General features: G+C 71.1%; 19 protein-coding genes and 1 pseudogene. 8 read left to right on the top strand and 12 right to left on the bottom strand.

Annotation, left to right across the window (positions count from 1 at the left end; translation table 11 throughout):
* Nucleotides 1-39: 39 nt before the first annotated feature.
* Entirely contained in the window at nucleotides 40-1,575 is a 1,536-nt protein-coding gene (locus tag Sfulv_RS18690) for a ricin-type beta-trefoil lectin domain protein (RefSeq protein ID WP_173315555.1), read from the bottom strand.
* A 106-nt stretch (nucleotides 1,576-1,681) separates the two neighbouring features.
* On the opposite strand from Sfulv_RS18690, the gene Sfulv_RS18685 reads away from it, so the two are divergent.
* The 3 genes from Sfulv_RS18685 to Sfulv_RS18675 all read left to right on the top strand — a co-directional run bounded on the left by Sfulv_RS18685 (nucleotide 1,682) and on the right by Sfulv_RS18675 (nucleotide 6,051).
* Nucleotides 1,682-3,085 carry a class II fumarate hydratase gene (locus Sfulv_RS18685; RefSeq protein ID WP_173315553.1) on the top strand — a complete coding sequence of 468 codons (1,404 nt, stop codon included), beginning with the start codon at nucleotides 1,682-1,684 and terminating at the stop codon, nucleotides 3,083-3,085.
* Nucleotides 3,086-3,129: 44 nt separating this feature from the next.
* Nucleotides 3,130-3,825: a cytidylyl-2-hydroxypropylphosphonate hydrolase gene (gene fomD, locus Sfulv_RS18680; RefSeq protein ID WP_173315551.1), complete on the top strand. Its 696-nt coding sequence runs from the start codon at nucleotides 3,130-3,132 to the stop codon at nucleotides 3,823-3,825.
* A gap of 294 nt (nucleotides 3,826-4,119) precedes the next feature.
* Complete coding sequence (locus Sfulv_RS18675) at nucleotides 4,120-6,051, top strand: ATP-binding SpoIIE family protein phosphatase (protein WP_173315549.1); 1,932 nt, start codon at nucleotides 4,120-4,122, stop codon at nucleotides 6,049-6,051.
* Nucleotides 6,052-6,109: 58 nt separating this feature from the next.
* On the opposite strand, the gene Sfulv_RS18670 is transcribed toward Sfulv_RS18675, so the two are convergent.
* Both Sfulv_RS18670 and Sfulv_RS18665 read right to left on the bottom strand, forming a co-directional pair.
* Nucleotides 6,110-8,374: a transglycosylase domain-containing protein gene (locus Sfulv_RS18670; protein ID WP_173315547.1), complete on the bottom strand. Its 2,265-nt coding sequence runs from the start codon at nucleotides 8,372-8,374 to the stop codon at nucleotides 6,110-6,112.
* 331 nt (nucleotides 8,375-8,705) lie between these two features.
* Nucleotides 8,706-9,689, bottom strand: coding sequence for a hydrogen peroxide-inducible genes activator (locus tag Sfulv_RS18665; RefSeq protein ID WP_173315545.1), 984 nt, complete (start codon nucleotides 9,687-9,689; stop codon nucleotides 8,706-8,708).
* 216 nt (nucleotides 9,690-9,905) lie between these two features.
* Between Sfulv_RS18665 and Sfulv_RS18660 the strand changes: the two genes are divergently transcribed.
* Together Sfulv_RS18660 and Sfulv_RS18655 are read left to right on the top strand one after the other, a co-directional pair.
* Nucleotides 9,906-10,460: a peroxiredoxin gene (locus tag Sfulv_RS18660; protein WP_173315543.1), complete on the top strand. Its 555-nt coding sequence runs from the start codon at nucleotides 9,906-9,908 to the stop codon at nucleotides 10,458-10,460.
* Nucleotides 10,461-10,472: 12 nt separating this feature from the next.
* Nucleotides 10,473-11,006 carry an alkyl hydroperoxide reductase gene (locus tag Sfulv_RS18655; protein WP_173315541.1) on the top strand — a complete coding sequence of 178 codons (534 nt, stop codon included), beginning with the start codon at nucleotides 10,473-10,475 and terminating at the stop codon, nucleotides 11,004-11,006.
* A gap of 72 nt (nucleotides 11,007-11,078) precedes the next feature.
* On the opposite strand, the gene Sfulv_RS18650 is transcribed toward Sfulv_RS18655, so the two are convergent.
* The 4 genes from Sfulv_RS18650 to Sfulv_RS18635 form a co-directional block, all read right to left on the bottom strand.
* On the bottom strand, nucleotides 11,079-12,497 hold the full coding sequence (locus tag Sfulv_RS18650) for an AI-2E family transporter (protein ID WP_173315539.1): 1,419 nt from the start codon (nucleotides 12,495-12,497) through the stop codon (nucleotides 11,079-11,081).
* A 150-nt stretch (nucleotides 12,498-12,647) separates the two neighbouring features.
* Complete coding sequence (locus tag Sfulv_RS18645) at nucleotides 12,648-13,376, bottom strand: aggregation-promoting factor C-terminal-like domain-containing protein (RefSeq protein WP_173315537.1); 729 nt, start codon at nucleotides 13,374-13,376, stop codon at nucleotides 12,648-12,650.
* Nucleotides 13,377-13,766: 390 nt separating this feature from the next.
* Nucleotides 13,767-15,089, bottom strand: coding sequence for an RNA 5'-3' helicase PhoH2 (phoH2, locus tag Sfulv_RS18640; protein ID WP_173315535.1), 1,323 nt, complete (start codon nucleotides 15,087-15,089; stop codon nucleotides 13,767-13,769).
* A 348-nt stretch (nucleotides 15,090-15,437) separates the two neighbouring features.
* Nucleotides 15,438-16,199 (bottom strand): isoprenyl transferase, encoded by a 762-nt coding sequence (locus Sfulv_RS18635; protein WP_173315533.1) that lies wholly within the window; start codon nucleotides 16,197-16,199, stop codon nucleotides 15,438-15,440.
* Between the two features lie 217 nt (nucleotides 16,200-16,416).
* Here Sfulv_RS18635 and mgrA point away from each other — a divergent pair, with 217 nt between their 5' ends.
* Nucleotides 16,417-17,454, top strand: coding sequence for an L-glyceraldehyde 3-phosphate reductase (mgrA, locus tag Sfulv_RS18630; RefSeq protein WP_173315532.1), 1,038 nt, complete (start codon nucleotides 16,417-16,419; stop codon nucleotides 17,452-17,454).
* A 305-nt stretch (nucleotides 17,455-17,759) separates the two neighbouring features.
* Here the strand turns inward: mgrA and Sfulv_RS18625 are convergent, their stop codons facing one another.
* The 3 genes from Sfulv_RS18625 to Sfulv_RS18615 all read right to left on the bottom strand — a co-directional run bounded on the left by Sfulv_RS18625 (nucleotide 17,760) and on the right by Sfulv_RS18615 (nucleotide 19,666).
* Nucleotides 17,760-18,215, bottom strand: coding sequence for a hypothetical protein (locus tag Sfulv_RS18625; RefSeq protein WP_173315530.1), 456 nt, complete (start codon nucleotides 18,213-18,215; stop codon nucleotides 17,760-17,762).
* Between the two features lie 139 nt (nucleotides 18,216-18,354).
* A complete protein-coding gene (locus tag Sfulv_RS18620; protein ID WP_173315528.1) occupies nucleotides 18,355-18,765 on the bottom strand; it encodes a hypothetical protein in 411 nt (136 codons plus the stop codon).
* Between the two features lie 64 nt (nucleotides 18,766-18,829).
* Nucleotides 18,830-19,666: a prepilin peptidase gene (locus Sfulv_RS18615; protein ID WP_173315526.1), complete on the bottom strand. Its 837-nt coding sequence runs from the start codon at nucleotides 19,664-19,666 to the stop codon at nucleotides 18,830-18,832.
* A 105-nt stretch (nucleotides 19,667-19,771) separates the two neighbouring features.
* On the opposite strand from Sfulv_RS18615, the gene Sfulv_RS18610 reads away from it, so the two are divergent.
* Complete coding sequence (locus Sfulv_RS18610; RefSeq protein WP_173315524.1) at nucleotides 19,772-20,161, top strand: DUF192 domain-containing protein; 390 nt, start codon at nucleotides 19,772-19,774, stop codon at nucleotides 20,159-20,161.
* Between the two features lie 25 nt (nucleotides 20,162-20,186).
* On the opposite strand, the pseudogene Sfulv_RS18605 reads toward Sfulv_RS18610, so the two are convergent.
* Nucleotides 20,187-21,388 (bottom strand): annotated as a pseudogene (locus tag Sfulv_RS18605) (putative hexosyltransferase).
* 288 nt (nucleotides 21,389-21,676) lie between these two features.
* Here Sfulv_RS18605 and Sfulv_RS18600 point away from each other — a divergent pair.
* Nucleotides 21,677-23,293, top strand: coding sequence for an ABC transporter substrate-binding protein (locus tag Sfulv_RS18600; RefSeq protein WP_173315522.1), 1,617 nt, complete (start codon nucleotides 21,677-21,679; stop codon nucleotides 23,291-23,293).
* Between the two features lie 51 nt (nucleotides 23,294-23,344).
* On the opposite strand, the gene Sfulv_RS18595 is transcribed toward Sfulv_RS18600, so the two are convergent.
* Nucleotides 23,345-24,670: a helix-turn-helix domain-containing protein gene (locus Sfulv_RS18595; protein ID WP_173315520.1), complete on the bottom strand. Its 1,326-nt coding sequence runs from the start codon at nucleotides 24,668-24,670 to the stop codon at nucleotides 23,345-23,347.
* Between the last annotated feature and the right edge of the window lie 967 nt (nucleotides 24,671-25,637).

The raw sequence follows: 25,637 nt of genomic DNA, 5'->3' as shown, positions 1-25,637 counted from the left end.
GGCGCCCGCGTCGCGGGCGCCCCTCCTTCTGTCACCCGGTCACGCGAAGCGCTGGCCCGCGCCTCCGTCGCACGCCTGGAGCCGCAGCGGGTCCTTCGCCGACGCGAGCGTCAGGCAGAGCGCGGTGGCCGCCGCCGGGCGCAGAGTGCCCGACCGCTTCACGAACTTCTGGTTCGCCGCGCCCGAGCAGTCCCACAGGACGAGCTCCGCGCCCGCCTCGTACCTCGCGCCCGGCACGTCCAGGCAGCGGTCGTGGCTGAGTTCCGTACGGACCGTCCACTCGGCGGTGTCGTACCACCAGCCCTGGTTCCGTCCGCCGTGGCAGTCCCAGCCGGTGACCTCGGTGCCGTTGCGGGTCACCGACCCCGGGACGTCGACGCACGTTCCGGTGGCCTCGTTCCTCAGCGGGCCGAACACGTCGTCCCAGGCGACCGGCTGGAGCGCCGGCCGGCCGGCGCTCGCCGGGTCGGCGCAGCTCGCCTCGCGTACCCCGGAGTCGTACATCTGGGTGAGGCAGGAGGCGAAGGCCCCGTGCCCGGCCAGGTTGGGGTGGAAGGACTGGCGTACCGAATTGGCGTCCGGCAGGCCCGGCTTGGTCACGTCGACGTACAGGCCGCGGGCCCAGGGGTGCTGGGTGCAGACCTCGTGGCCGTGGAAGAGCCGGGAGTTGTCGAGGTAGGCGGCGCCCGTGGCGGCGGCCGCCCTGCGCATGCCGGCCTGGAAGGCGGGTACCGCGGTGTCGCGGCCCCAGACGGTGTCGGCGTCGTACCCCAGACCGCCGCAGACCAGTTTGCCGGGGAAGTAGGGGTTGTCACGGAAGTCGGGGCCGATCGGGCTCGGGTAGCCCATGACGACGAGCTTGTAGTCGCCCTCGGCGTAACCGGCGCCGGTCATCACCGTGCGCAGGTCGCGTACGGTCTGTTCGACCTTGGGGACGAGTGCGTCGACGCGGGCCTGCCAGCCCCCGGCGTACTTGGACTCGCAGGGGCCCTGGAGGGTGAGGTAGCGCACCACGCAGTCGGTCATGACCGGGCCGAACTGGAGGTCGTCGTTGGCCCCCGCCACCAGCACGATCATCTTGATACGGGTGTTGCGGGCCTTCACGGCGAGGCTGTCGCTCTGGACCAGCTCGTCGGCGTACTGCCTGGAGCCGCCGATCCTGATGTTCCCGGTATGGGCGCCGGAGCAGGAGACGTTGTACGTGACGTCCGCCGCGATGCCCGTGCGGTGGATGGCCGCGTCGGGCGACCGGTGGCACCAGTTGTCCGGGCCGTTGGTGCCGGCCTCGTAGGTGCCGACGCCCTCGCCGGAGATCTCGCTGTCGCCGAGCGAGATCAGCCCGGTCCTGCGGTCGGCGAGCGGCCGCTCGGCGGGGCTTCCGTACAGCTGGATGGCCTCCGCCGCCCTGACGGCTTCGAGAGCGGGCGGGAGCGGGGTGGATGCGGTGGTGCCGGTCCGGCTCTGTGCCGCGCCCGCCGGTCCGGCGACCGCCATGGTGCCGACGGCCACCGCCAGCGCGGCGGTCGCCGCGACCGTACAGCGAAGTGCGCGGAGTCTGTGCCTGGTGCGCCTCATTGCGCCTCCCGGGTTGTGGGGTCACCCCAGGTATTTACTGGCCGGTAGGCGACATGGGAATACGCAGAACAAGACACGTGCTCATCTTTCTCAGGAGGTTTGGAACATGAACGGTTCGTCAGACGCCCCGCGCTACCGCACCGAGCACGATTCGATGGGCGAGGTGAAGGTCCCCGCGGACGCCAAGTGGCGGGCCCAGACCCAGCGCGCCGTGGAGAACTTCCCCATCTCGGGGCAGCGGCTCGAACGGGCCCACATCGAGGCCCTGGCCCGGATCAAGGCCGCCGCCGCCAAGGTCAACGCGGAACTGGAGGTCCTGGACCCGGACATCGCCACCGCGATCCAGGAGGCCGCCGCCGAGGTGGCCGCGGGCCGCTGGGACGCGCACTTCCCCGTCGACGTCTTCCAGACGGGGTCCGGCACCTCGTCCAACATGAACACCAACGAGGTGCTCGCCACCCTCGCCACCGAGCGCCTGGGCCGCGAGGTCCACCCCAACGACCACGTCAACGCCTCGCAGTCCTCCAACGACGTCTTCCCCTCCTCCATCCACATCGCGGCCACCGCCGCCGTCACCGCGGACCTGATGCCGGCGCTCGATCATCTGGGGGCCGCCCTGGAGCGAAAATCGGCCGAATTCGCGGAGGTCGTCAAGGCCGGCCGCACCCACCTGATGGACGCCACACCCGTCACCCTGGGCCAGGAGTTCGGCGGTTACGCGGCGCAGATCCGGTACGGCGTCGAGCGCCTGCGGTCCTCCCTGCCCCGCCTCGCCGAACTGCCTCTGGGCGGTACGGCGGTGGGCACCGGGATCAACACCCCGCCCGGCTTCTCCGCCGCCGTCATCGCCGAGGTCGCCCGCACCACGGGCCTGCCGCTCACCGAGGCCCGCGACCACTTCGAGGCACAGGGGGCCAGGGACGGGCTCGTCGAGACCTCCGGGCAGCTGCGCACGATCGCGGTCTCCCTCACGAAGATCTCCAACGACCTGCGCTGGATGGCGTCGGGACCCCGCACCGGACTGGCCGAGATCAACCTGCCGGACCTCCAGCCGGGCTCGTCGATCATGCCGGGCAAGGTGAATCCGGTCATCCCGGAGGCCGTGCTGATGGTCGCCGCGCAGGTGGTGGGGAACGACGCCACGGTCGCCACCGCAGGGGCGGCGGGCAACTTCGAACTCAACGTCATGCTGCCCGTGATCGCCAAGAACCTGCTGGAGTCGGTGCGCCTGCTCGCCAACGCTTCCCGCCTCCTCGCCGACCGCACGGTCGACGGCATCACGGCCAACGTGGAACGCGCCCGTACGTACGCGGAGTCCTCGCCCTCCGTGGTCACCCCGCTCAACAAGTACATCGGCTACGAGGAGGCGGCGAAGGTCGCCAAGAAGTCGCTCGCCCAGGGCACGACCATCCGCGAGACGGTGCTGGCCTCGGGATACGTCGAGCGCGGCGACCTCACCGTGGAACAACTCGACGAGGCGCTCGACGTGTTGCGCATGACCCGCCCGTGACGCGTATCGCAGCGAGCGGGCGGCCTGATCTCTAAGATCTCTTCATGACAGGTACGGGAGAGGCTCGCTGGGCGCCCGGGGACCAGATCCTCTGGCGCTACCGCGACAACGGTGGCAGTGACCGCGGCGACGGCGACGGGACCGGCCGGCGCGCCGTGCACATCTGCCGCCCTGTCACCGTCGTGCGGGACACGCCCGAGCTGCTCGCCGTCTGGATGGCGCCGGGCACCCAATGCGTGAGACCCGTCCTCGCCGACGGCACCCAGGTGCACGCCGAGCCGCTCGCCACCCGTTACACCGCGCCGCGTACCACGGCACGCTCGACGTGGTTCGGCAGCGGCGTGCTGAAGCTGGCCCGGCCGGGCGACCCCTGGTCGGTGTGGCTGTTCTGGGACCGCGGCTGGTCCTTCCGCAACTGGTACGTGAACCTGGAGGAGCCGCTCGCCCGCTGGTCCGGCGGGGTGGACTCCGAGGACCACTTCCTCGACATCTCCGTGAACCCCGACCGCAGCTGGCGGTGGCTCGACGAGGACGAGTTCGCGCAGGCGCAGCGGGTCGGCCTGATGGACCGGGCCACCGCGGCCCGGGTGCGGGAGGCGGGCCGCGCGGCCGTCGGGGTCATCCAGGAGTGGGGGACCCCGTTCCGGGACGGCTGGGAGCACTGGCGGCCGGAGCCGCACTGGCCGGTACCGCCCCTGCCCGATGACTGGGACCGCACCCCGGCCCATATGCCGTCGTGAGATCCTTGGACCGACCACAAGTCGACGTACGAGGCGTACGGACCACGCGGGCGGCACAGCCCGGAGCGGTCCGCACGCTCGCGTGAACCACGAGGAGGGGGTGGAGACGTGCCCGCAGTCCGCCGTCCCTCCGCGGGAAGCGATGTCACCGTGCCCGGTCGTGAGCAGCCGGTTTCGGCCCGCGTTCGGGGCATCCGGTGACAGCCGTTGTTCTTACCGCTCTTGCCGGGGCACAGTAGCGCCCCACGAGGCGACTGCCTCATACAGCCGGCCCGGACGGACGGAACCCCACGCGTGACGGAGCATCCCACCTCCCACGAAGGCCGGCAGCCCCTCGCGGCCCGGCCCCAGGAGCGCACCCGGCCCCGGCAGCAGGACGCCGCGACGGCGAACCCTGCCACCGCCGCGATCCCCGGACCGGCCACCCCGCCGAACCCCGGCCCCAGTCCCGTACCGCACACCTCGGCCAAGCCCGCCGCGACGGCGGTGGAGGCGCAGGCCGTAGCCCGTCGCGAAGGCGACCGGCTGCGCTTCGTGGGAGCGGCGACCCGCCGCATCGCCCGGGGCATAGACCTGGACGAGATCGTCCTCGGCCTCTGCCGGGCCAGTGTGCCGACCTTCTCCGACGCGATACTCGTCTACCTCCGTGACCCGCTGCCGGTGGGCGACGAGCGGCCCGTCTCCCCGTTCGTGCTGCGGCTGCGGCGTACCGACCGGCTGCGTTTAACCGACGAGGACAACGAGAACGGCCCGGAGAGCGAGCGTCTGCGACTTCCGGGCGCCGACCCCCAGTCCGACCTGATGCCCGCCGCCGAACTGTGCGAGGTCCGCTCGGGCGGAGCGCTGGCCGAGGTGCTGCGCGGAGTGCGTCCCGTGTTCGGGGACTCCGCCGCGGCGCGCGCCGCGCTGCCCGAACTGCTCGGCGCGGGACGGGCCGTGCCCACCGGGCACCGCGCGATCCTGGCGCCGCTGCGCGGGCGGCGGCGGGTGATCGGCGCCGCCGTCTTCCTGCGCGGCACCGAGCGTCCGGCGTTCGAGGCCAACGACCTGCTGGTAGCGGCGCAGTTGGCCACGCACACCGCGCTCGGCATCGACAAGGCCGTGCTGTACGGGCGCGAGGCGTACATCGCGGACGAGCTCCAGCGCACCATGCTGCCCGACTCGCTGCCGCAGCCGACCGGGGTCCGCCTCGCCTCCCGGTACCTCCCGGCCGCCGAGACGGCCAGGGTCGGCGGTGACTGGTACGACGCGATCCCGCTGCCCGGCAGCCGGGTCGCGCTCGTCGTCGGTGACGTCATGGGCCACTCCATGACCTCCGCCGCGATCATGGGCCAGCTCCGCACGACCGCCCAGACGCTGGCCGGGCTGGACCTGCCGCCGCAGGAGGTGCTGCACCACCTGGACGAGCAGGCGCAGCGGCTCGGCAGCGACCGCATGGCGACCTGCCTGTACGCGGTGTACGACCCGGTCGCGCACCGCATCACCATCGCCAACGCCGGCCACCCGCCGCCCGTCCTGCTGCACCTGGGCGGCCGGGCCGAGGTGCTGCGGGTGCCGCCCGACGCCCCGATCGGGGTGGGCGGCGTCGACTTCGAGGCCGTCGAGCTGGACGCGCCGTCGGGCGCCACGCTCCTGCTGTACACGGACGGGCTGGTCGAGTCCCGGCTGCGGGACGTGTGGACCGGCATCGAGCAGCTGCGGGAGCGGCTCGCCGCCACCGCCCGGCTGACCGGCCCCGACCACGCGCCTCCGCTGGAGGCGCTCTGCGACGACGTGCTGGACATGCTCGGTCCTGGCGACCGGGACGATGACATCGCGCTGCTGGCGGCCCGCTTCGAGGGGATCGCGCCCAGCGATGTCGCGTACTGGTATCTGGAGCCGGAGGACGAGGCACCGGGCCGGGCCCGCAAGCTGGCCCGCAGGGCGCTCAGCCGCTGGGGCCTGGAGGAGCTGTCGGACGAGGTGGAACTGCTGGTGAGCGAGGTGGTGACCAACGCCGTGCGGTACGCGGAGCGGCCGGTGACCCTGCGGCTCCTGCGGACCGACCTCCTGCGCTGCGAGGTGGGCGACGACTCCCCGCAGCTGCCCAGGCAGCGGCGGGCCAGGGAGACGGACGAGGGCGGGCGCGGCCTGTTCCTGGTGAACCGTCTGGCCAGGCGGTGGGGGGCCACCCGGCTCTCGACCGGCAAGGTGGTCTGGTTCGAGATGGCCACCAGGAGCCAGTAGGACCCCGCACAGAGGGAGGGGCGGTGCCCGCGGGCACCGCCCCTCCCTCATGTCCCGCTCACTGTCCCAGCGGGCCGTCCCCGCCACGGCCGGGCCGCTCGTCCGGCGGGTCGGCCGGATCGACGGGGGCGGTGGGTTCCGCGGGGTCGGTGGGTTCGGCCGGTGGAGTCGTCGACGCACTCGGTGCCGGCTCCGTCGTCCGGCTGGGTGCCGGCTTGGCCGACGGGCGCTCCCGCGTGGGGCTCCTGCTCGGCGACCGGGCCGGCGGCTCCGTCCCGGGCGGCTGTGTCCGCTCGGGTTCCCCGGTCCTGGCCGGCGGCGTGACGGGGGCCTGGGTGATGCCCGACTCGCCGTGCTCGACGTCCTCCAGGTCGAAGGTGGCGGCCGAGCCGCCGTTCAGCGCGCCGCGCGTGTAGTCCGCCCAGATCCTCGCCGGGAAGCCGCCGCCGTTGGCGCGGCCCGAGTTGGCCGTTCCGGTCAGCGTGACCTGCCCGCCGCCCGCCTCCGCGGACTCTCCGTAGAGCGCGACGACGGTGGTCAGCTCCGGGGTGTACCCGGCGAACCAGGCGGCCTTGTTGTTCTCGGACGTGCCGGTCTTGCCCGCCGCGTCGTACGCCGCGGAGTCGGCCTCGTGCCCGGAGCCGTTGTCCACGACCCCGGTCAGCGACCGGGTCACGGTGTCCGCGGTGCTGCGGCTGATCGCCTGGCCGCCGGTGCCGTCGACCGGCTTCGCCACGCGGTCCCGGTGCTCGGCGGACTTGATGATGTGCGGGTTGACCTTCTTGCCGTGGTTGTCCAGCGTCGCGAAGACACCGGCCATGTCCCAGGTCGAGGCGTTCATGGTGCCCAGGGTGATCGAGGGGACCGCGGGGAATCCCTTGTCCGGCATGCCCAGGTCGAGGGCGGTCCGCTTCACGGTGGAGGGCGTCACGTCGACGACCATCTGCGCGAAGACGGAGTTGACCGACCTGTCCATCGCCGTCTGGACGCTGATGTCGCCGTAACTGCGGCCGTCCTCGTTCTGCGGCTTGAACGGGATGTCGGAACCCACGACCGGCCGCCTGCTGGTGCCGTCGTAGACGGTGTCGAGGCCGATCAGACTGCCGCTCTGGGTCTTCGACCTGTTCTCCAGCGCCGAGGCGAGCACCAGCGGCTTGAAGGTGGAGGCCGGCTGGTAGTCCCGGCGGGTGGCGTTGGAGATCCAGTGCCGGGTGGCGCTGACGCCCCCGTACAACGCGACGACCTCGCCGTTCGTGGGGTCCACGGAGGTGGCGCCGGCCTGGACCGTGGCGTCGATCTTGTTGCCCTCGCGGTCGAGCTGGGACTCCAGCTGCCGGTCGACCGCCTTCTCCAGCTCCTTCTGACGCTGTTTGTCTATGTTCAGCGTGATCGTCCATCCGCCGGCCTCGCGGGCCTCCTCGGAGACGCCCTGGCGCTCCAGCTCCTCGTCGGCCGCCTCGACGAGGTAGCCGGCCTGACCCTCCATGCCGGGGGCCGCCCTGGGCTCGCGCGGGACGGTGAACGTCATCCCGGCGCGCTCCGAGTCGTCGAGCCAGCCCTTCTCGACCATGTTGTCGAGCGTGTACCCCCAGCGCTCGGTGACGAGCTTCTTGCCGGTCGCGGAGGCTATCGCCCAGTCGTACTGGCTGGGGGCCTGGAGCAGCGAGGCGAGGTAGGCGCCCTGGGAGAGGTCGAGATCCTTGGCGTCGACGCCGTAGTACGCCTGCGCGGCGGCCTGTATGCCGCTGGCTCCACGGCCGTAGTACGCGGTGTTCATGTACCCGGCGAGTATGTCGTCCTTGTCCATCCTGCGGTCGACCTTGAGCGCGATCACCAGTTCCTTCACCTTGCGGCTGATGGTCGGGTCCTGCGTCAGGTAGTAGTTCTTCACGTACTGCTGGGTGATCGTGGAGCCACCCTGCTTGCCCTTGCCCGACACCGTGTTGAACAGCCCGCGCGCGCTGCCCTTCAGGTCGACGCCCTGGTCCTGGTAGAAGGTCTTGTTCTCCGCGGCGACGAACGCCTTCCGGACGTCCTCGGGGACCACGTCCAGGTCGACGATCTCGCGGTTGACCTCGCCCGCGCGGGCCAGCAGGGTGCCGTCGCTGTACTTGTAGACGTTGCTCTGCTTCTTGGCCGTGGCGTTGGCCGCGGGCACGTCCACGAGGACGTAGAGCGCCACGAACGCGCCCACCGCCAGCAGGCACAGCCCGAAGAACGTGCCCAGCACTCTCCGCCGGGTGAGGAGTCCGCGTATGCCGCCGCCCCTCCCGGCCCGGCGCGCTTCTCGCCCCTGGCCTCGTCGCGCTTCCGCTCGACCCATCGCTGTGGTGCTCCCGTTCCTCTGCTCGACCGGCGTCGTCCGCCCCAGCCAGCTAACACCGTCGGGTCGGACGAAATGCAAGCGATCCGGTCTTTTCCGGACGTGACAATCAGCACCCGTGCGCCCAGGAACCGCCTCATGAGGGACGGAAAGGGGCTGCGGGAACCGGGCGTATCCACAGGTGCCCCCCAGCTCCGCCCCGAACCGCCCCACCTGCGCCCCAGGGCTGCGGAGCCCGTACGCACACCGCGTGTGGAGTCCCTCACATGCCCCGCGGGCAGACCATTCCGGGGCCCCTGGGGTCCGCCCCGCGGACGGTATGACCCCCGCCTCACTCCCCGGACGGGCCCGACGACCGGGCGCCTCTGGTCACACGTACCGGCAGCGCCTCCATCGCCTCGCGCAGCGCCGCGGCGAACTCCTCGAACTCCTCGCGCCTGGCCGCCCCCGAGCGCATCGCCAGTGCCACCCGCCGCGAGGGCGCCGGGTCGGCGAAGTAGCCGGTCGCCAGCGCGTCGTCGCGGCCCGCCTCCACCGTCACCGCGGTCCGGGGCAGCAGCGTCACCCCGAGCCCGCCAGCGACCAGCTGCACCAGGGTGGAGAGCCCGGCCGCGGTCGTCGTCACGGGCGCCCCCTGCGTACGCCCGGCCTCCCGGCAGATGTCCAGCGCCTGGTCACGCAGGCAGTGCCCTTCGTCCAGCAGCAGCAGCGGCAGCTCACGCAGCGCCTCGCGCGGAATGTCGACGCGCCCGCCGAGTCGGTGGTCCCGCTCCATGACGAGCACGAAATCCTCGTCGAACAGGGGGAGTTCGCTCACTCCCGGCACACCGAGCGGCACGGCGAGCAGCAGCAGGTCCAGCCGCCCGGCGGCCAGCCCCTCCAGCAGCGAGGAGGTCTGCTCCTCGTGCACCTGGAGGTCCAGCTCGGGGTAGCGCCGGTGGACGAGCCGGAGCACGGTCGGCAGGAGGTACGGGGCGACGGTGGGGATCACTCCGAGCCTGAGCACCCCGGTGAACGGCGCCCGCACCGCCTCCGCCTCCTCCATCAGCGCGCCGACGGCCGCCAGCACCGCCCGCGCCCGTACCGCCAGCCGTTCCCCGGCGGCCGAGAGCAGCACCTTGCGCGTGGTCCGCTCGATGAGCTGGACACCCAGTGCCTCCTCCAGCGCCGACACGGCTCCGGAGAGTGCGGGCTGGCTCATACCGATGGCGGCGGCCGCGTCCCGGAAGTGCAGCTGCTCCGCCACGGCGGCGAAAGCGCGCAGCTGCGAGAGGCTCGGCTGTCTGGGCCGGTTGCCCTGATTTCCTTGACTCATTGATAGGAACCTCCGATCGTCACGGCGGAGTGTATCCGCCCGATCGATCAATGATTCAGCTTCCGGGCAGCCGACAAATCGCGACTGATCGCCAACGGCAATCAATTCGTTCCGGAGAGGCGATTTCTTTGATCAATGCACTCTGTGCCATGGTGGCTCCAGTCCAACCCTCAGGAACCTCCCCAAAAAGGAATTCCTACACTGCAAGGAGAGCGCGTGCTCACTGTCGGTGACAAGTTCCCCGAGTTCGACCTGACCGCTTGTGTCTCGCTGGAAGCGGGCAAGGAGTTCGAGCAGATCAACCACAAGACCTACGAGGGTCAGTGGAAGGTCGTCTTCGCGTGGCCGAAGGACTTCACCTTCGTGTGCCCCACCGAGATCGCCGCCTTCGGCAAGCTGAACGAGGAGTTCGCCGACCGTGACGCCCAGGTCCTCGGCTTCTCCGGTGACTCCGAGTTCGTGCACCACGCCTGGCGCAAGGACCACCCGGACCTGGCCGACCTGCCCTTCCCGATGCTGGCCGACTCGAAGCACGAGCTCATGCGCGCCCTCGGCATCGAGGGCGAGGACGGCTTCGCCCAGCGCGCCGTCTTCATCGTCGACCAGAACAACGAGATCCAGTTCACGATGGTGACCGCCGGGTCCGTGGGGCGTAACCCCAAGGAGGTCCTGCGGGTCCTCGACGCCCTCCAGACCGACGAGCTGTGCCCCTGCAACTGGACCAAGGGCGAGAACACCCTCGACCCGGTCGCGCTCCTCTCGGGCGAGTGAGCTGAGACGATCATGGCTCTCGACGAACTGAAGTCCGCGGTACCGGACTTCGCCAAGGACCTGAAGCTCAACCTCGGCTCGGTCATCGGCAACAGCGAACTCCCCCAGCAGCAGCTCTGGGGCACCGTCCTGGCCTGCGCGATCGCCTCGCGCTCGCCGATCGTGCTCCGCGAGCTGGAGCCGGAGGCCAAGGCCAACCTGTCCGCCGAGGCGTACACCGCGGCGAAGTCGGCGGCGGCCGTCATGGCGATGAACAACGTCTTCTACCGGACCCGGCACCTGCTGTCGGACCCGGAGTACGGGACGCTCCGTGCGGGCCTGCGGATGAACGTCATCGGCAAGCCGGGCGTGGAGAAGGTCGACTTCGAGCTGTGGTCGCTCGCCGTCTCCGCGATCAACGGCTGCGGCCAGTGCCTCGACTCCCACGAGCAGGTGCTGCGCAAGGCCGGCGTGGACCGTGAGACCATTCAGGAGGCCGTGAAGATCGCTTCGGTGATCCAGGCGGTCGGCGTGACCCTCGAAGCCGAGGCCGTTCTCGCCGAGTAGGACCGCAGTACCCTTGTACGAGAAGGGCCCCCAGGACGACCGACCGTCCTGGGGGCCCTTCTTACTGCCCTGTCAGCCTTCCCGGTTCTCCCCCGGTGGCTCCGGCGTGCTGTCGGCGGGCGGCTCCGGGGCCTTCGGCGGCGAACCCTGGGCGCGGACCGGCGCCACCTCGTGCGCCGTGGCTCCGTGCGGGGCGGGCGAGCGGCGACGGGCCTCCTCCTGCCCGAAGGCCCACAGGTAGCCGACCACGGTGTTGGTCACGGCGACCAGCGGTACGGCGACCACCGCGCCGCCGATGCCCGCGATCATCCCGCCCGCCGCGACCGAGAGGACGACGGCCAGCGGATGGACCCGCACGGCGCGTCCGAGGATGAACGGCTGGAGGATGTGCCCCTCGATCTGCTGCACGGCGAGTACGACGAGGAGCACCATCAGCGCGGTGAACACGCCCTGGGTGACCAGTGAGACGACCACCGCGAGCGCCCCCGAGACCACGGCCCCGACGAGCGGGATGAAGGCGAACAGGAAGATGAACACCGCGAGCGGCACCGCCATCGGCACATCGAGGAAGTAGATCCCCAGGCCGATGAAGGTGGCGTCGATCAGCGCGACGATCACCGTGCCCCGCACATAGGCGGTGAGCGTGCGCCAGGCGCGCGGCCCGGCGCCCGCGACGCCCGGCCTGGCCTGGGTGGGCACGAGCTTCAGCACCCAGTGCCAGATGCGCTTGCCGTCGTACAGCAGGAAGAGCGTCGAGAACATCGCCAGCAGCAGCCCGGTCATGACCTCCACCATCACGGTGACGCCCTGGAGCCCGGCGGAGGTGATCTCCTCCGTGTTGGTGCCGATGGTGTCGCTGAGGTTCTTCGCGATGTCGTTGATCTGCGACTCGGTGACGTGGAAGGGGCTGTCGAGCAGCCAGCGCTTCAGCTCGTCGATGCCGTCGCGCACCCGGTCGGAGAGCGTGTCGAGGTTGTCCATCACCTGCCACACCACGAACCAGCCGACCAGCCCCATGACGACGAAGCCCAGGACCGCGGTGACCGCCGTGGCCAGACCGCGCGGCAGGCCGAGCCGCCTCAGGCGTACGACCGTCGGCTGGAGCATCGCGGTAACGAGCAGCGCGGCGACGAAGGCGAGGACCACCAGCTGGACGGCGCTGATGATCCGCATCAGCACCCAGAGGGTGCCCGCAAGGACGAGCAGCCGCCACCCCGCCTCGGCCGCCACCCGCATGCCCCACGGGATCGCCGCGACCGGATCGGGTCTCGCCGCGACGGACGGGGCGTAGGCGGGCGGCGGAGGCACGTGGTCCGCCACCGCGTCGTCCCGGCCGCCGCCCGCGCGGACGGACACCTCCTCGAGGCGGCGCGCCCGGTCGTCGTCCGGGTCGTCCTCCGCGTCGGCCGCGGCACGGCGCTGGTCCAGACGCGTCCCGATGTCGGTCAGTCCGGCGCCGAGCCGGCCCAGCCATCCTGGCAGTTTCGACATGATCGTTCCCTCTCCCCCATGCTGTCCCCCAACAACTCCCCCCGAACCCGTCCGGTATGCGACCGTACACGCGTGAAGCCCTCCACCGTAGGACGGTGGAGGGCTTCACGAGGGCGGGAGCCGGGCCCTCGTCAGGGTCCGGGGGCTCGCCTAGTACCAGTGGTTGGCCTGCCAGAAGGACCAGGCGGCGCACGGGCTGCCGTAGCGGTCGCTGTTCATGTAGCTGAGGCCCCACTTGATCTGGGTGGCCGGGTTGGTCATCCAGTCCGAGCCGGCCGATGACATCTTCGAGCCGGGCAGCGCCTGCATGATCCCGTAGGCGCCCGAGGACGGGTTGGTCGCCTTGTAGTTCCAGCCCGACTCGCGGTCCACGATGTTGCTGAAGCACTGGAACTGGTCGGCGGGCATCATCGAGCGGGCCATCGCCTGGACTTCGGCCACGCTGTACGAGCCCTGCGCGGAGAAGGAGGAGGCGTCGCGGACCGAGGAGCGGCTCGCGCGCTCGGCAGCTTCCTTCTTCTCGGCCTCCTCGGCCGCCTTGGCCTTGCGCTCGGCCTCCAGCTTCTCCTCGGCCGCCTGCTTCTTGGACTCCGCGTCCTTGGCGGCCTGGATACGCGCGGATTCCTCCGCGGACTTCTTCGCCGCCGCGTCCGCCGCGGACGCCTGGGCGTCCGCCTGCTGGGTCAGCGAAGCCGTCTGCACCTGGGCCTGCCGGCCCGCGGGAATGTCTGCGAGCAGCGTGGTGTCGGCTGCGGCCGCTTCGAAGTTGTTGTCGTCGACAGCGGGAGTGCTGCCCGAGGCAACGCCTACGACGGCGCCTACGGTGGTGACCGCGGTGGCAGATGCCACGGCGAACCCCCGGACCGAGATCCGGCTCACATGGTGTCCTTCCAGGCTCGCCCGCTTAGGTGACCTCGCGGGCGCGATCGTGCCCCTGACACTGGCCTCCCTACTGCTTGGGTCACGGGAGGCACGGGCCCGGTGGGCGACTCCCCTGCGGGAGCGCCGCGTGGTGCTCGCGGGCGGCATACGGACGGCAAGTGTGGAGTTGTGTGGTGCGGTGCGCCTCTGGAGGTGCACGAGTGCCGTATGCGGGGCCTGACGGAAGCAAGACTCTGCCGGACGCGGACACCGCTGAGCAATTCTGTGTTGCGTGGGAAAGCTCACACCTCGTTTGGCCCCACTCTTTTGCGGAATCAGCGGCACAACGCGATGCCGCCCGGCTAAGCTCTTCGGCTCGCCGGGCGGCACCAACTGGCCTATCTCCTGTCAGATCTGGCCTTCCTCCAGCATTTCGGTCACCAGTGCGGCGATCTGCGAACGCTCGGAGCGAGTGAGCGTGACGTGGGCGAAGAGCGGATGGCCCTTCAGTTTCTCGACCACGGCGACGACTCCGTCGTGTCTGCCCACCCGGAGGTTGTCCCGCTGTGCGACGTCGTGCGTGAGAACGACCCGGGAGTTCGACCCGATACGGGACAGCACGGTCAGCAGGACGTTGCGTTCCAGCGACTGGGCCTCATCGACGATGACGAACGCGTCGTGGAGGGAACGGCCGCGGATGTGGGTGAGCGGCAGGACCTCCAGCATGCCGCGCCCCAGCACCTCTTCGATCACCTCGCGCCCGGCCACCGCCGAGAGCGTGTCGAACACCGCCTGCGCCCAGGGGCTCATCTTCTCGGCCTCGGAGCCCGGGAGGTAGCCGAGCTCCTGTCCGCCGACCGCGTACAGCGGCCGGAAGACCATCACCTTCTGGTGCTGTCTGCGCTCCAGTACGGCTTCCAGCCCGGCGCAGAGGGCCAGTGCCGACTTGCCGGTGCCGGCCCGGCCGCCCAGCGACACGATGCCGACGTCCTGGTCGAGGAGCAGATCGAGCGCGATGCGCTGTTCGGCGCTGCGTCCGTGGATACCGAACGCCTCCCGGTCGCCGCGTACCAGCCGCACGTTGCCCTCGGCCGTGACCCGGCCCAGCGCCTTGCCGCGCTCGGACTGGAGGACGAGACCTGTGTGCACGGGCAGCGCGGCGGCCTCGGGGACGTAGAGCGTCTCCTCCGTGAACAGCAGGTCCACCTGCTCGGCCGCGAGGGCCAGCTCCGTCATCCCGGTCCAGCCGGAGTCGGTGACGGCGAGCTCGGCGCGGTACTCCTCGGCGAGGAGGCCGACCGAGGACGCCTTGATCCGCAAGGGGAGGTCCTTGGAGACGACGGTGACGTCGTACCCCTCGGCCTGGAGACTGCGCGCCACCGCGAGAATCCGTGAGTCGTTGTCCCCCAACCGGTAGCCGGCGGGCAGTACGCCGGGATCGGAGTGGTTGAGTTCGACGCGGAGCGTCCCGCCCAGATCCCCGAGGGGGATCGGGGCGTCCAGCCGGCCGTAGCGGACCCGGAAGTCGTCCAGCAGGCGCAGTGCCTGCCGGGCGAAGTACCCGAGCTCCGGATGGTGCCGTTTGGCCTCCAGCTCCGTGACCACGACGATCGGCAGCACGACCTCGTGCTCGTCGAAGCGGGACATGGCGTTGGGGTCGGCCAGCAGGACGCTGGTGTCGAGAACGTAGGTGCGCCTGTCGGGCATGCGGCGCTTTGTGCTGGTCACCACGGAAGGACGTACCCCCTCGGACGAGGTCGGGGAGTGCGACGGACGTCGCGGAACTTCCCAAGGGAAGAGGACGGACCGGGTTCGGAACCCTCCGCGAGGGCCGAACGCCGGCCCTCCGCGTCGGCCGCACGGTGCGTACGGTCCTTCGTGTGCAAAGGGCCTCCCGGGCGAGCGGACCGGATGCCGCTCACTTGGACACGACATCCGCCCGGTTCCTGACCGGATGTCGACCTGTCAGGGGTATTCCCTACAACGCGCCCAGCCATGCCGATGCCCGCGACACGGTACGGAGGCGTCCTGGTGGACGCGGGGTGACAGCGCGGGAACGCCTGGTCCGGGGGCGGGGCGTCAGGCGCCGTAGCGGCGGTGGCGGGCCGCGTAGTCCCGCAGGGCGCGCAGGAAGTCGACCTTGCGGAAGGCCGGCCAGAACACCTCGCAGAAGTAGTACTCCGAATGGGCGCTCTGCCAGAGCATGAAGCCGGACAGCCGCTGTTCGCCACTCGTCCGGATCACCAGGTCCGGGTCGGGCTGGCCCCGGGTGTACAGGTGCTCGGAGATCAGGTCCGTGGAGACCACCTCCGCCAGCTCCTCGAAGGTCGTGCCCTTGGAGGCGTGGTCGAGGAGCAGGGAGCGCACCGCGTCCGCGATCTCCTGGCGCCCGCCGTAGCCGACGGCGACATTCACGATTATTCCGTCGATACCGGCCGTCGCTTCCTCCGCCTCCTTGAGGACGGTCTGCGTACGGGCGGGCAGCAGGTCCAGCGTGCCGACGTGGTGGACGCGCCACCGCCCGTCTGCGGCCAGGTTGCTCACGGTGTTCTCGATGATGCCGAGCAGCGGGATCAGTTCCGCCTCGGGCCGGTCGAAGTTGTCCGTGGAGAGCAGCCAGAGGGTGACGACCTCGACGTCGGTCTCACTGCACCAGCCGAGCAGCTCGGAGATCTTGTCCGCACCGGCCTGGTGCCCCTGCACCGCCGAGCCGCCGGACGCCTTCGCCCACCGCCGGTTGCCGTCCAGGATGACGCCGATGTGCTTGGGCACCTGGTCGTGGTCCAGGCGGCCTTCCACCCGGCGTGCGTAGAGCCCGTACACCAGGTCGCGCAAGTTCACTGAGTTCACCCTCTCGGTTCCGTACGGGTCGTCGACCCGTCTTCCCCGTCGCCGGGGGTCCGGGGTCGTCCCCCGTGGGGGACAGCCGCATGGTTGGCACGGTCCGCGCAGAAAGGCGTCGCGCCGCGCATCGGCATCCCCGAAGCGGCCACATTACTGCGCGCGGGTCACCCCGGCCCAACCCGGTCTGTCACAACTCCGTGATAAGCAGAGAAACGTGACTGATTCCTATTCCTACCGCGCTGCCGATTCGCGCTACGACTCCATGGAGTACCGCCGCACCGGCCGCAGCGGTCTCAAGCTCCCCGCCGTCTCGCTGGGTCTGTGGCACAACTTCGGTGACGACCGCACGCTGGACTCCCAGCGGGCGATCCTGCGCCGCGCCTTCGATCTCGGTGTGACCCACTTCGATCTGGCCAACAACTACGGTCCGCCGCCCGGCTCCGCCGAACTCAACTTCGGAAAGCTCTTCCGGCAGGACTTCGCCCCGTACCGGGACGAACTGATCATCTCCACCAAGGCCGGGTACGACATGCACCCCGGCCCCTACGGCGAGTGGGGCTCCCGCAAGTACCTGCTCTCCTCCCTCGACGCCTCGCTGGGGCGGATGGGGCTCGACTACGTCGACATCTTCTACTCCCACCGCTTCGACCCGGACACTCCCCTGGAGGAGACGATGGGTGCGCTGGCCTCTGCCGTCCGGCAGGGCAAGGCGCTGTACGCGGGGGTCTCCTCGTACACCGCGGAGCAGACCGCCGAGGCGGCCCGGCTGCTCAAGGAGATGGGGGTGCCCGCCCTCATCCACCAGCCGTCGTACTCGATGATCAACCGCTGGCTGGAGGACGACGGGCTGCTCGACACCCTGGAGACGGCGGGCATGGGGTGTATCTCCTTCGTGCCGCTCGCGCAGGGGCTGCTCACGGACAAGTACCTGACGGGCATCCCGGCCGGGTCGCGCGCCACGCAGGGTAAGTCCCTCGACCCCGACCTGCTGTCGGACGAGGTGCTCCGCCGCCTCAACGGCCTGAACGGCATCGCGCGGGGTCGCGGCCAGTCCCTGGCGCAGCTGGCACTCACCTGGGTGCTGCGCGACAGCCGTATGACGTCGGCCCTGATCGGCGCGTCCAGCGTGAAGCAGCTGGAGGAGAACGTGGCGGCTCTGGCCGGACCGGCGCTGTCCGCCGAGGAGTTGAAGGAGATCGACACCTTCGCCGTGGACACGGCGGGCACCAACATCTGGGCCGGACGCGGCTGAGTCCGGCTGGGTGACACCGGGTCTTCACCGGGCCCTCACAGGGGCCTCACAACCCCGGAGAGAAAAACCGGGCCGGTCCGTGGGGGGGGTTACGGACCGGCCCGAGGGGGGTTTCCACCATAACCCTTCGTAAGTGATGCTGGGTGCCCCACCACTCCACAACTACTCTCCGGAGGCGCCGGACCGCGCTTCGGAGGCGCCCCTGACCACTGCGGAGGCGGCTGCGGGCGGTGGGGGCGGCGGGCGGGCACCGCTCGGCGCGGCCTTGACGACAGGATGTTCGTCGTACTGACATACGAGAGTTCTCAGGAGCGGACGAAGCGGATCGCCATCGTGTCCTCGGCGGCGGCCACGAAGTCGCCGTCCTCGCACCGGATGACCACCTCGCACACCTCGCCGCTCCCGTCGCGGCGCTCCTCCGTACCCGTGACCGTCCAGGCACCGCCGTACGGAGGCCCGGGCAGACCGGTGAGGGAGGAGAACTGCCACTGCCCCGCCGGTACGCACCAGTCGGGCAGCTCGGGCCAGCTGCCGGGCGTGATGCGCAAGGTCCGGTCGGAGGCACAGGTCAGCAGCACCGAGTCGCCCCCGTGGAGCACGAACTCGATGGCCTCGGGCCCGCCCGTGATTCCCTCCGGGCGGTAGAAGACGCCGAGGACGGCCGTGATCCACGCGCCTCTCAGCCAGTCGGAGTCGCCGCCGCGCGAGCGTCCCGCTGCTTCGCGGACGTCCTCGCCGCGCTCTTCCCTTCCCACCGTCATGACCAGCTCCCTCACCGTGCGCTCGCCCCACCGGTCCGCCCTGTTCCCTGTCAGACGGCGGGAGGGGCAAGCGCGTTGCACTACCGGGCCCTTACAAGTGCCTTGTACCGCACAGCCGTTGGCGCGCCCGGCACCGGTGTCACGCGGGTTTGCGTGCCTTGATCAGGAACCGGGCGGTGTGCGCGACGAACCGCCCCTCGCTCCCGATCCTGCGGTGCAGCTCCCTCAGTCGCGGACGGTACGCCTCGACCGTGAAGCCCGGAACCATCCAGATCACCTCGCGGAGGAAGCAGACGACCGCGCGGATGTCGAAGAACTCGGTACGCAGCCGCTCGGACCGCAGGTCGACCACGTCGAGTCCCGCGGCGACGGCGTCGGCGCGTGCCTGCCGGGGGTCGCGCGCGTACCCCCAGGAGGGGCGCTCTTCGGTGGCCCGTCCGTCGAGCCAGGAGAAGTCCCAGCCGTCGACGGGGACGGCTGCGGCCTCGGCGACGAGCTCTTCGAAGCGCTCGTCGGACGAGGCGGGGTCCGGGAGCGGTGAGCGGGGCATGGGGCGATCGTTCCAGCCCGGCCCGGGTCGGCGCGAGCGCATTACGCGGCGCGGGGCGCGCCTCTCAGGCGGCCAGGGCGCCGAACAGCACGCCCAGGAGCGCCCCCGCGATCATGAAGGGCCCGAACGGGATGCCCGTCCTGCGTCCGGCCCCGCGCAGGAGCATCAGGCCCAGCCCGTACACCGCGCCGAGCAGGAAGCCGGCGAATCCTCCGGCGAAGAGCACCGCCCAGCCGTACCAGCCGAGCACCACCCCGAGGGAGAGGGCGAGCTTCACGTCCCCGAAGCCCATGCCGTCCGGGTTGACCAGGAAGAGCAGGAAGTAGAAGCCGCCGAGCGCGAGCCCGCCGAGCACGGCGGAGGTCCACGAGCCGGTTCGGCCCGGGGCGAGGGACACCGCGCCGAGGAGCAGCACGGCCGCCGCGGCGAGCGGCAGCGTCAGCCGGTCGGGGAGCCGGTGCACGCGGCGGTCGATGACGGCGAGGAGTACGGCCACGGGCGTGAGCAGCAGCCAGACCGCGAGCTCGGGCCGCGGCCCGGTGGCCGCGGCGAGGACCGTACAGGCGAGTGCGGTGACCACGGGCGGGAGAGCGGCGGGGGCGTACCGGGGTGCGGTGGGGGCGTGGGCCGGTGCGGGCTCCGGCGCGCGCGCCGGGCGCTGCGCCGTGGCCGTCCCGTCCCTCCCCGGGGCCCCGGGGAGGGACGGGACGGCCACGGCGCAGCGCGCGCACCGGGTCGAGCCGAGCCAGCCGCGGGCCGGACCGGTGAGCGGGTGGCCGGCGGGGCAGGCGTCCCGCCGGTCCTCGTCCGGCTGGACGGAGAACCGGTAGGCGGCACGCGGGACCAGCAGCCCGGTGGCGACGCCCCAGAGGGCGGCGACTGCGATGAGGATGGCGTCCACACCGGCGAGCCTAATCGGCGGGCGGGGTACGGGTCTTGGGCCCTGGGGCCCATCGCGCGGCGTTCCGGGCCCAGCGGCGGCCGGCAGGGGCTACGGTCGGTGCCCATGGGGAAATGGCGCGACGGCGGCGGAACGCTCACGGTCCGCACGCGGAACGAGGGCACGGAGACCGGGACGCTGGAGGTGGAGCTGCGGATCGCGGCCTCCTACCGGGCGCGGGCACGCGGCCTGCTCGGTCAGAACGGTCTCGTGGGTGCCCTGCTGATCACCCCGTGCGCGAGCGTGCACACGTTCCGGATGCGCTTCCCCATCGATGTCGCCTATCTCGACCGGCACCACACCGTCCTCGCGGTCCGCACGATGAGGCCCGGCCGTCTCGGTCTGCCCCGGCTACGCGCCCGTCACGTCGTGGAGGCCGAGGCCGGGGCGATGGCCGCGTGGGGGATGCGGCCGGGCACCCGCGTACGGATAGTGGCCCGGACGAGCGCACGCTAGCGGGCCGGCCGCTCGGGCGCCGCGCTCACGGCGGACCCGAGCCGAGCAGGGTCCACGCGCCGTACGCGCCCGACGCGAGGGCGAGCGCGGCGACGACCGCGGCGGTGCGGGCCGTCGTCCGCAGTCGCAGCAGGGCCGCGGAGGCCGGCAGGAGCAACGGGAAGGCGGGCATCATCAGGCGCGGCCTGGACCCGAAGTAGCCGGAGCCGATCAGCGAGACGGCGACGATCGCGAGGGTGTAGACCAGGACCGGGAGCGGCTGGCGCTGCCGTACACACAGGGACACCAGCCACCCCAGCAGTCCCAGCGCCGCGCACAGCCCGAGTGCGGCGGGCGCGGGCAGTCCCAGGACGAACGAGGCCAGGGCCCGGCCCCCGTCGATGCTGTTGCCCCACTCCGCCTGGACCTCGAAGTACGCGAAAGGGCTGCCCTGGCGTACGGCGACGAACACCACGTACGCCAGGAAGCCCAGCGGCGCGATGACGACCCCCAGCAGCATCCGTCTGTGCCGGCGCAGGACGCCTTCGCGGTCGCCCGTCCGGTACTCCTTCACGAGCGTGGCCGCCGCCGTGACCGCCAGGGCGGCGACGAGCGCGGCGGCCGAGGGGCGCGTCAGCCCCGCCGGTACGCACAGGACGCCCGCCGCGATCCAGCGCCCGGTGAGCACCGCGTACAGGGTCCAGGCCGCCAGGGCCGTGAACAGGGTCTCGGTGTACGCCATCGACTGTACGAACGCCGTGGGGCAGGCCCCCACAGGCACGCCAGCACCACGCCCGTCCGGGGGCCGTGCAGCCGTGCGCCCACGGCGAAGATCCCCCAGGCCGCGAGCAGCCCGGCGAGCCAGGCCACCAGCAGTCCCGCGCCGGGCACGGCGAGGGGGGTCACATCGGCGACGCCGCGTTCCAGTGCGGGCAGGAGGGGGAAGAAGGCCAGGTCGGAGTGGACGCTGCCGTCAGGGAGCGGGACGGAGCGGCCGTAGCCGTTCTCGGCGATCCCCTGGTACCAGACGGAGTCCCAGCGCCCGCTGAGCCGGTGCAGGGCGTCCTTCTCCGCGAGCGAGGCCCATCCCTGGAGGACGAGGAGCCCGATGGCCCGCACGGCCGCGTACCCGGCCAGCGCGGGGGCGGCGGCGGTCAGCGCCGTCGCGGCGCGGTGCCGGAGCGCGCGGCGGCGGGACGGGGGCGCCGCCGAGCCCGGTGTCCGGGTGCGGGGCTGGTTGTCGGGCATGCGGCCGATTATGACCACAGGGGCTCCTCGTGATCCCCAGCACGGTGCCCGCTCAGGACCCCGCCGCCCCGTGCCCCTGACCTGGGGGGGCGCCGCCCCGCCCACAGCCCGGGAACCGTCGTTCCCGGGGGGCACCCCGGAGAGGCCGCCGCCCCGTCCTTATGATGCAGCGGATGGATTCCTGTCTCCCCTCTGTCCGGATTCGCGAGACCTTCCCCGCGTCCGGAGGGAAGCTGCGGCCGTGCGGGAGTCCCTCGCATCGGCCGATCGAAAGCACGAGGCAGTTCTGTGAACGTACGCAAGCGGTGGACGAGCGCGCTCCTGGGGGCCGGGCTCGCGGTGGCTCTCCTGAGCGGTTGCGGCCTCGAAAACGGGGGGAACGCCGCCGAGTCCGACGCCTCCATCGTGGTGGGCATGTCGGACGACGTCCTGACCCGGGACCCGGGCTCGGGTGACGTCCTGCCGCCGGATCCGGCCTCGGGCTACGACCCGGGCTCCTGGCTGCTGTTCAACAACGTCTTCCAGTCCCTGATCAGCTTCCCCCGGGGCAGCTCGGCACCGCAGCCGGAGGCGGCGGAGTCCTGCGAGTTCGAGAACGGGAACAAGACCTACCGGTGCACGCTCCGTGACGGCCTGACCTTCAGCAACGGCTCCAGCCTCACCTCGAAGGACGTGAAGTACTCCTTCGACCGGGCTATCAGGATCAACGACCCCGCCGGCCCCGCGCCGCTGCTCTCCACCATCTCGGAGATCACCACGCCGGACGAGCGGACGGTCGTCTTCGAGCTCACGGTTCCCGACGCCACCTTCCCCAGCAAGATCGCCTCGGGCGCCGGCTCCATCGTGGACCACCGCACGTACCCGGCGGACCGCCTGCGCACGGACGGCCAGGCCATCGGGTCGGGGCCGTACGAACTGAAGTCCTTCGACACGTCGAAGGCCGTCTTCTCGGTCAACTCCGGCTACCGGGGCACGGCGGACGTGCGGAACTCGGGCGTCACCCTGGTCTTCTTCCAGGGGAACCAGAAGAAGCTGGCGTCCGCGCTGCGCGACGGTGACGTCGACGTCGCCTACCGCGGTCTGGCCGCGTCGGACATCGCCGAGCTGGAGGATTCCACCGCCGCGGCCGACAAGGGCATCGAGGTCGTCGAGGGAAGCAGCGCGGAGGTGCAGCACCTGGTCTTCAACATGAAGGACCCGGTGGCCGGAAAGCTCCCCGTGCGCCAGGCCATCGCCTACCTGGTGGACCGCGACGCCCTCGTCAACGACGTCTACCACTCCACGGCGACCCCGCTGTACTCGATCATCCCGGCCGGCATCACGGCCCACAACACCGCGTTCTTCGACCTGTACGGCGGGACCCCGCAGCCGGACAAGGCCGAGCAGGTGCTCCGTGCCGCGCACATCACCGACAAGGTGAAGCTCACGCTCTGGTCCACGCCGAGCCGTTACGGCCCCTCCACCGACCCCGCCTTCCGTGCGATCGCCGAGCAGCTCAACGCGAGCGGACTGTTCGAGGCGAAGGTCACCTCGCTGCCCTTCGCGGAGTACGAGAAGCGGGTCGCGGCCGGTGAACTCGGCGTGTACGTGAAGGGCTGGGTCCCGGACTACCCCGACCCGGACAACTTCACCCAGCCGTTCTTCGGCACGGGCAACGTCCTGCAGAACGGTTATGTGAACGACGACATCACCGGCCGGATCATCCCCGGCACCACCGCCCTGGCCGAACGCGCCGCCACCGAGCGCGCCTTCGACGAACTCCAGGACCTCGTGGCCCAGGACCTGCCGATCCTGCCGCTGTGGCAGGGCAAGCAGTACGCGGTGGCGTACGAGAACGTCTCGGGTCTGCAGTGGACCCTGGACGCCTCGACGGTCTTCCGCTTCTGGGAGATCAGCAAGTTCTAGGCACCGTCGACCGGTCTCCGCGTCCGGACAGGTACGCACCGGGCAGCCGCCTCACCCGGCTCGCGCCGCGCCCGCGTCGCCGTGGGGGGTCAGGGTCTCCGCGACCAGGCGCCAGATGTCGGCGGCCAGATCGAGGTTGTGGGTGTCATGGGCGCGCTGGGCCTCCCTCCGCAGCCCGGCGATCCCCTGGGTCAGATCGCCCCGCGCGATGAGGATCTGGCTGCGCAGGATCTCGAACCGCGACCGGTCGTGGGAGGCCAGCCGCAGGTCCGTGTCCGCGAGGCGCATAGCCAGCGCCGCCGCCCTGTCGAGATCCCCCTTGGCGTACGCCAGGTGGGCTTCGAGCGCGGTGAGCTCCTGGTGGTGGAGTTCGGTGCCGATCAGTTCCACCGCCGGGGCGGCCTCCCGCAGCAGCTCCTCGGCCGCCTCCGTACGCGGATCGGCGAGGCGCAGGTACAGCGCGGCCGCCGCGAGTCTCAGCCGCATCCACAGCATCAGGTTGTCGTGGCTGGGGACGAGCCGCAGCGCCTCCTCCGCCATGCTCAGGGCCGCCTGCCGGTCGCCCTGCCAGCTCTGCACCGTGGCACTGGTCCACAGGGCCATGGCGCGGAGGGAGTTCGACACCTTGACCGAAAGCTCGATGAGCTGCGCGGCGTGGATGGTCGCGGCCGGCAGATGACCCGTCTCGGCCTCGGCGGAGACGAGGACCAGCAGCACGGGAACGACGTCCTGCGCGTCGAAGCCGTGTTCGTAGGCGATCGCCAGCGCGTCCGTGGCACACCGCAGGGTCTGCTGGGGGTCGCCCAGCTCGCGGTGGCAGCGGGCCTTCCTGGTGAGGGCGCGGACCTGCAGTTCGGGTTCCCGCAGTTCGTCACTGACCGCCAGCAGGGCTTCGAGCGTGTGTGACTCCTCGGTGTGCCGGCCGTGCACGGCCGAGTGTTCGGCCAGGAACCACAGCGCCTGCCAGCGCAGCTCCGGGGCCTGGTCACCGGCGGCCTCCACCGCCTCGAACAGCGGGTCCCGCAGTCCGGCCAGGTCGGGTCCGGCCGCGGCGGCGAGGGAGAGGAGCCGGGCAAGGGTGCGCAGGGCCGAGGTCTCGCGGGCCTCGTCGAACGCTTCAAGCGGCACCCCGAGACGGTCGGCGAGGTAGGCGGCGGCACGCGCAGTGGCGGGGCGCTCGCCCCGTTCGAGCCGCGACAGGTAGCTCGTGGACATGCCGTCGCCCACGAGGGAGCTCTGCGGCATCTCGCGCTGCATGCGCAGGCGCTTCAGCCGCTGGCCGAAGGCCGGTTGGCGCCAGCGCTCGGCGATGGTGGACGGCTGCGGCCCGGCGCCTGTTTCCGCTTGGCGTCCGGGCGTGAAGTTCTGCTGTGGCACAGGGCTACCTCATCCCTCTCTGGTGGATGGTGCCTGCCGCTGGCGTTGCTTCTGCACGACGCTGTACAGGCGCAGTTGTCACGGGCCGGGAGCCGGGCGACCTCCGGGGGATACCACCTTAGCTCCAGTCAAATTCTTGACAACAATTCGTTACATGTCCTTGTCACTTTTTCGGCTGGTTTCAGAGGTTACAGCCTGGCTGCCGGAGGGCCTAGAGGGCCCGTCGAAACCGGTTCAACCTGCAGAGGCGCCCACGTGGGCGCCCTCCCGACAAGTTCCTCAACCGCGTTGTCGATTTCCTGAGAAAATACTTGCCAAAGTTTGACAAGGCTGATTTGCTCCATCTGCCGCACCCCCACCGGGGGTACGGACCTGACCAAGAGGGGGAGTTGTGATCCGTACATTCGCAACCGATGGCACCGGGCGCTCGATCCGCACCGCTGTCTTCACTGTTGCCGCAGCCGCTGTGATCGCCGCCGGCGGCTGGACACTGTCGGGGGGCAGGCCGACGCGCCGGTCCACGCCGGCGGTGTCGAGACGTTTACGGGTCCGCTCAACACCACCTGGCCCTAAGCAGGTGAACCGGCCGCGAGGAACCGGCTGGAGCGGCGTTCGCTCCAGCGGCTCCTCGCGGCGGGGGGGCGACCGCGGGGGGCTGCGGTCGACGGATTCACTCGTACCATCCACGCCGGCTCGTGCCGGCCATGCCGGGGAACGCGGACGCCCGCACCCCTGCGCTGTGTTCCACGGGCGGTGACCACTCGCCCGGACGACCTGCGAAGCGATGCGCGGGGTATGCGGACATCCGGTTTCCGGGCGCGCTTTTTCCTGTGTCAGCCCGGACCCGGAGAGCCTGAGAATCCGAAGCCCACGAGCCATGCGTTCTTCGGCGGCGTGACATCACTCGACCGTTCAGGATCACCGGTCCTGCAACAGCCTCCAGCGTGTGTGACACGGCAACAGGTCA

The organism is Streptomyces fulvorobeus (assembly GCF_013167895.1).
GTDB classification, from domain to species: domain Bacteria; phylum Actinomycetota; class Actinomycetes; order Streptomycetales; family Streptomycetaceae; genus Streptomyces; species Streptomyces fulvorobeus.
This window is presented reverse-complemented; position numbering and strand designations above follow the sequence as displayed.

Coding starts and splice junctions, on each gene's coding strand:
- Sfulv_RS18690 (WP_173315555.1), bottom strand. CDS start 1,575: ATGAGGCGCACCAGGCACAGACTCCGCGCACTTCGCTGTACGGTCGCG.
- Sfulv_RS18685 (WP_173315553.1), top strand. CDS start 1,682: ATGAACGGTTCGTCAGACGCCCCGCGCTACCGCACCGAGCACGATTCG.
- fomD (WP_173315551.1), top strand. CDS start 3,130: ATGACAGGTACGGGAGAGGCTCGCTGGGCGCCCGGGGACCAGATCCTC.
- Sfulv_RS18670 (WP_173315547.1), bottom strand. CDS start 8,374: ATGGGTCGAGCGGAAGCGCGACGAGGCCAGGGGCGAGAAGCGCGCCGG.
- Sfulv_RS18665 (WP_173315545.1), bottom strand. CDS start 9,689: ATGAGTCAAGGAAATCAGGGCAACCGGCCCAGACAGCCGAGCCTCTCG.
- Sfulv_RS18655 (WP_173315541.1), top strand. CDS start 10,473: ATGGCTCTCGACGAACTGAAGTCCGCGGTACCGGACTTCGCCAAGGAC.
- Sfulv_RS18650 (WP_173315539.1), bottom strand. CDS start 12,497: ATGTCGAAACTGCCAGGATGGCTGGGCCGGCTCGGCGCCGGACTGACC.
- Sfulv_RS18625 (WP_173315530.1), bottom strand. CDS start 18,215: ATGACGGTGGGAAGGGAAGAGCGCGGCGAGGACGTCCGCGAAGCAGCG.
- Sfulv_RS18620 (WP_173315528.1), bottom strand. CDS start 18,765: ATGCCCCGCTCACCGCTCCCGGACCCCGCCTCGTCCGACGAGCGCTTC.
- Sfulv_RS18610 (WP_173315524.1), top strand. CDS start 19,772: ATGGGGAAATGGCGCGACGGCGGCGGAACGCTCACGGTCCGCACGCGG.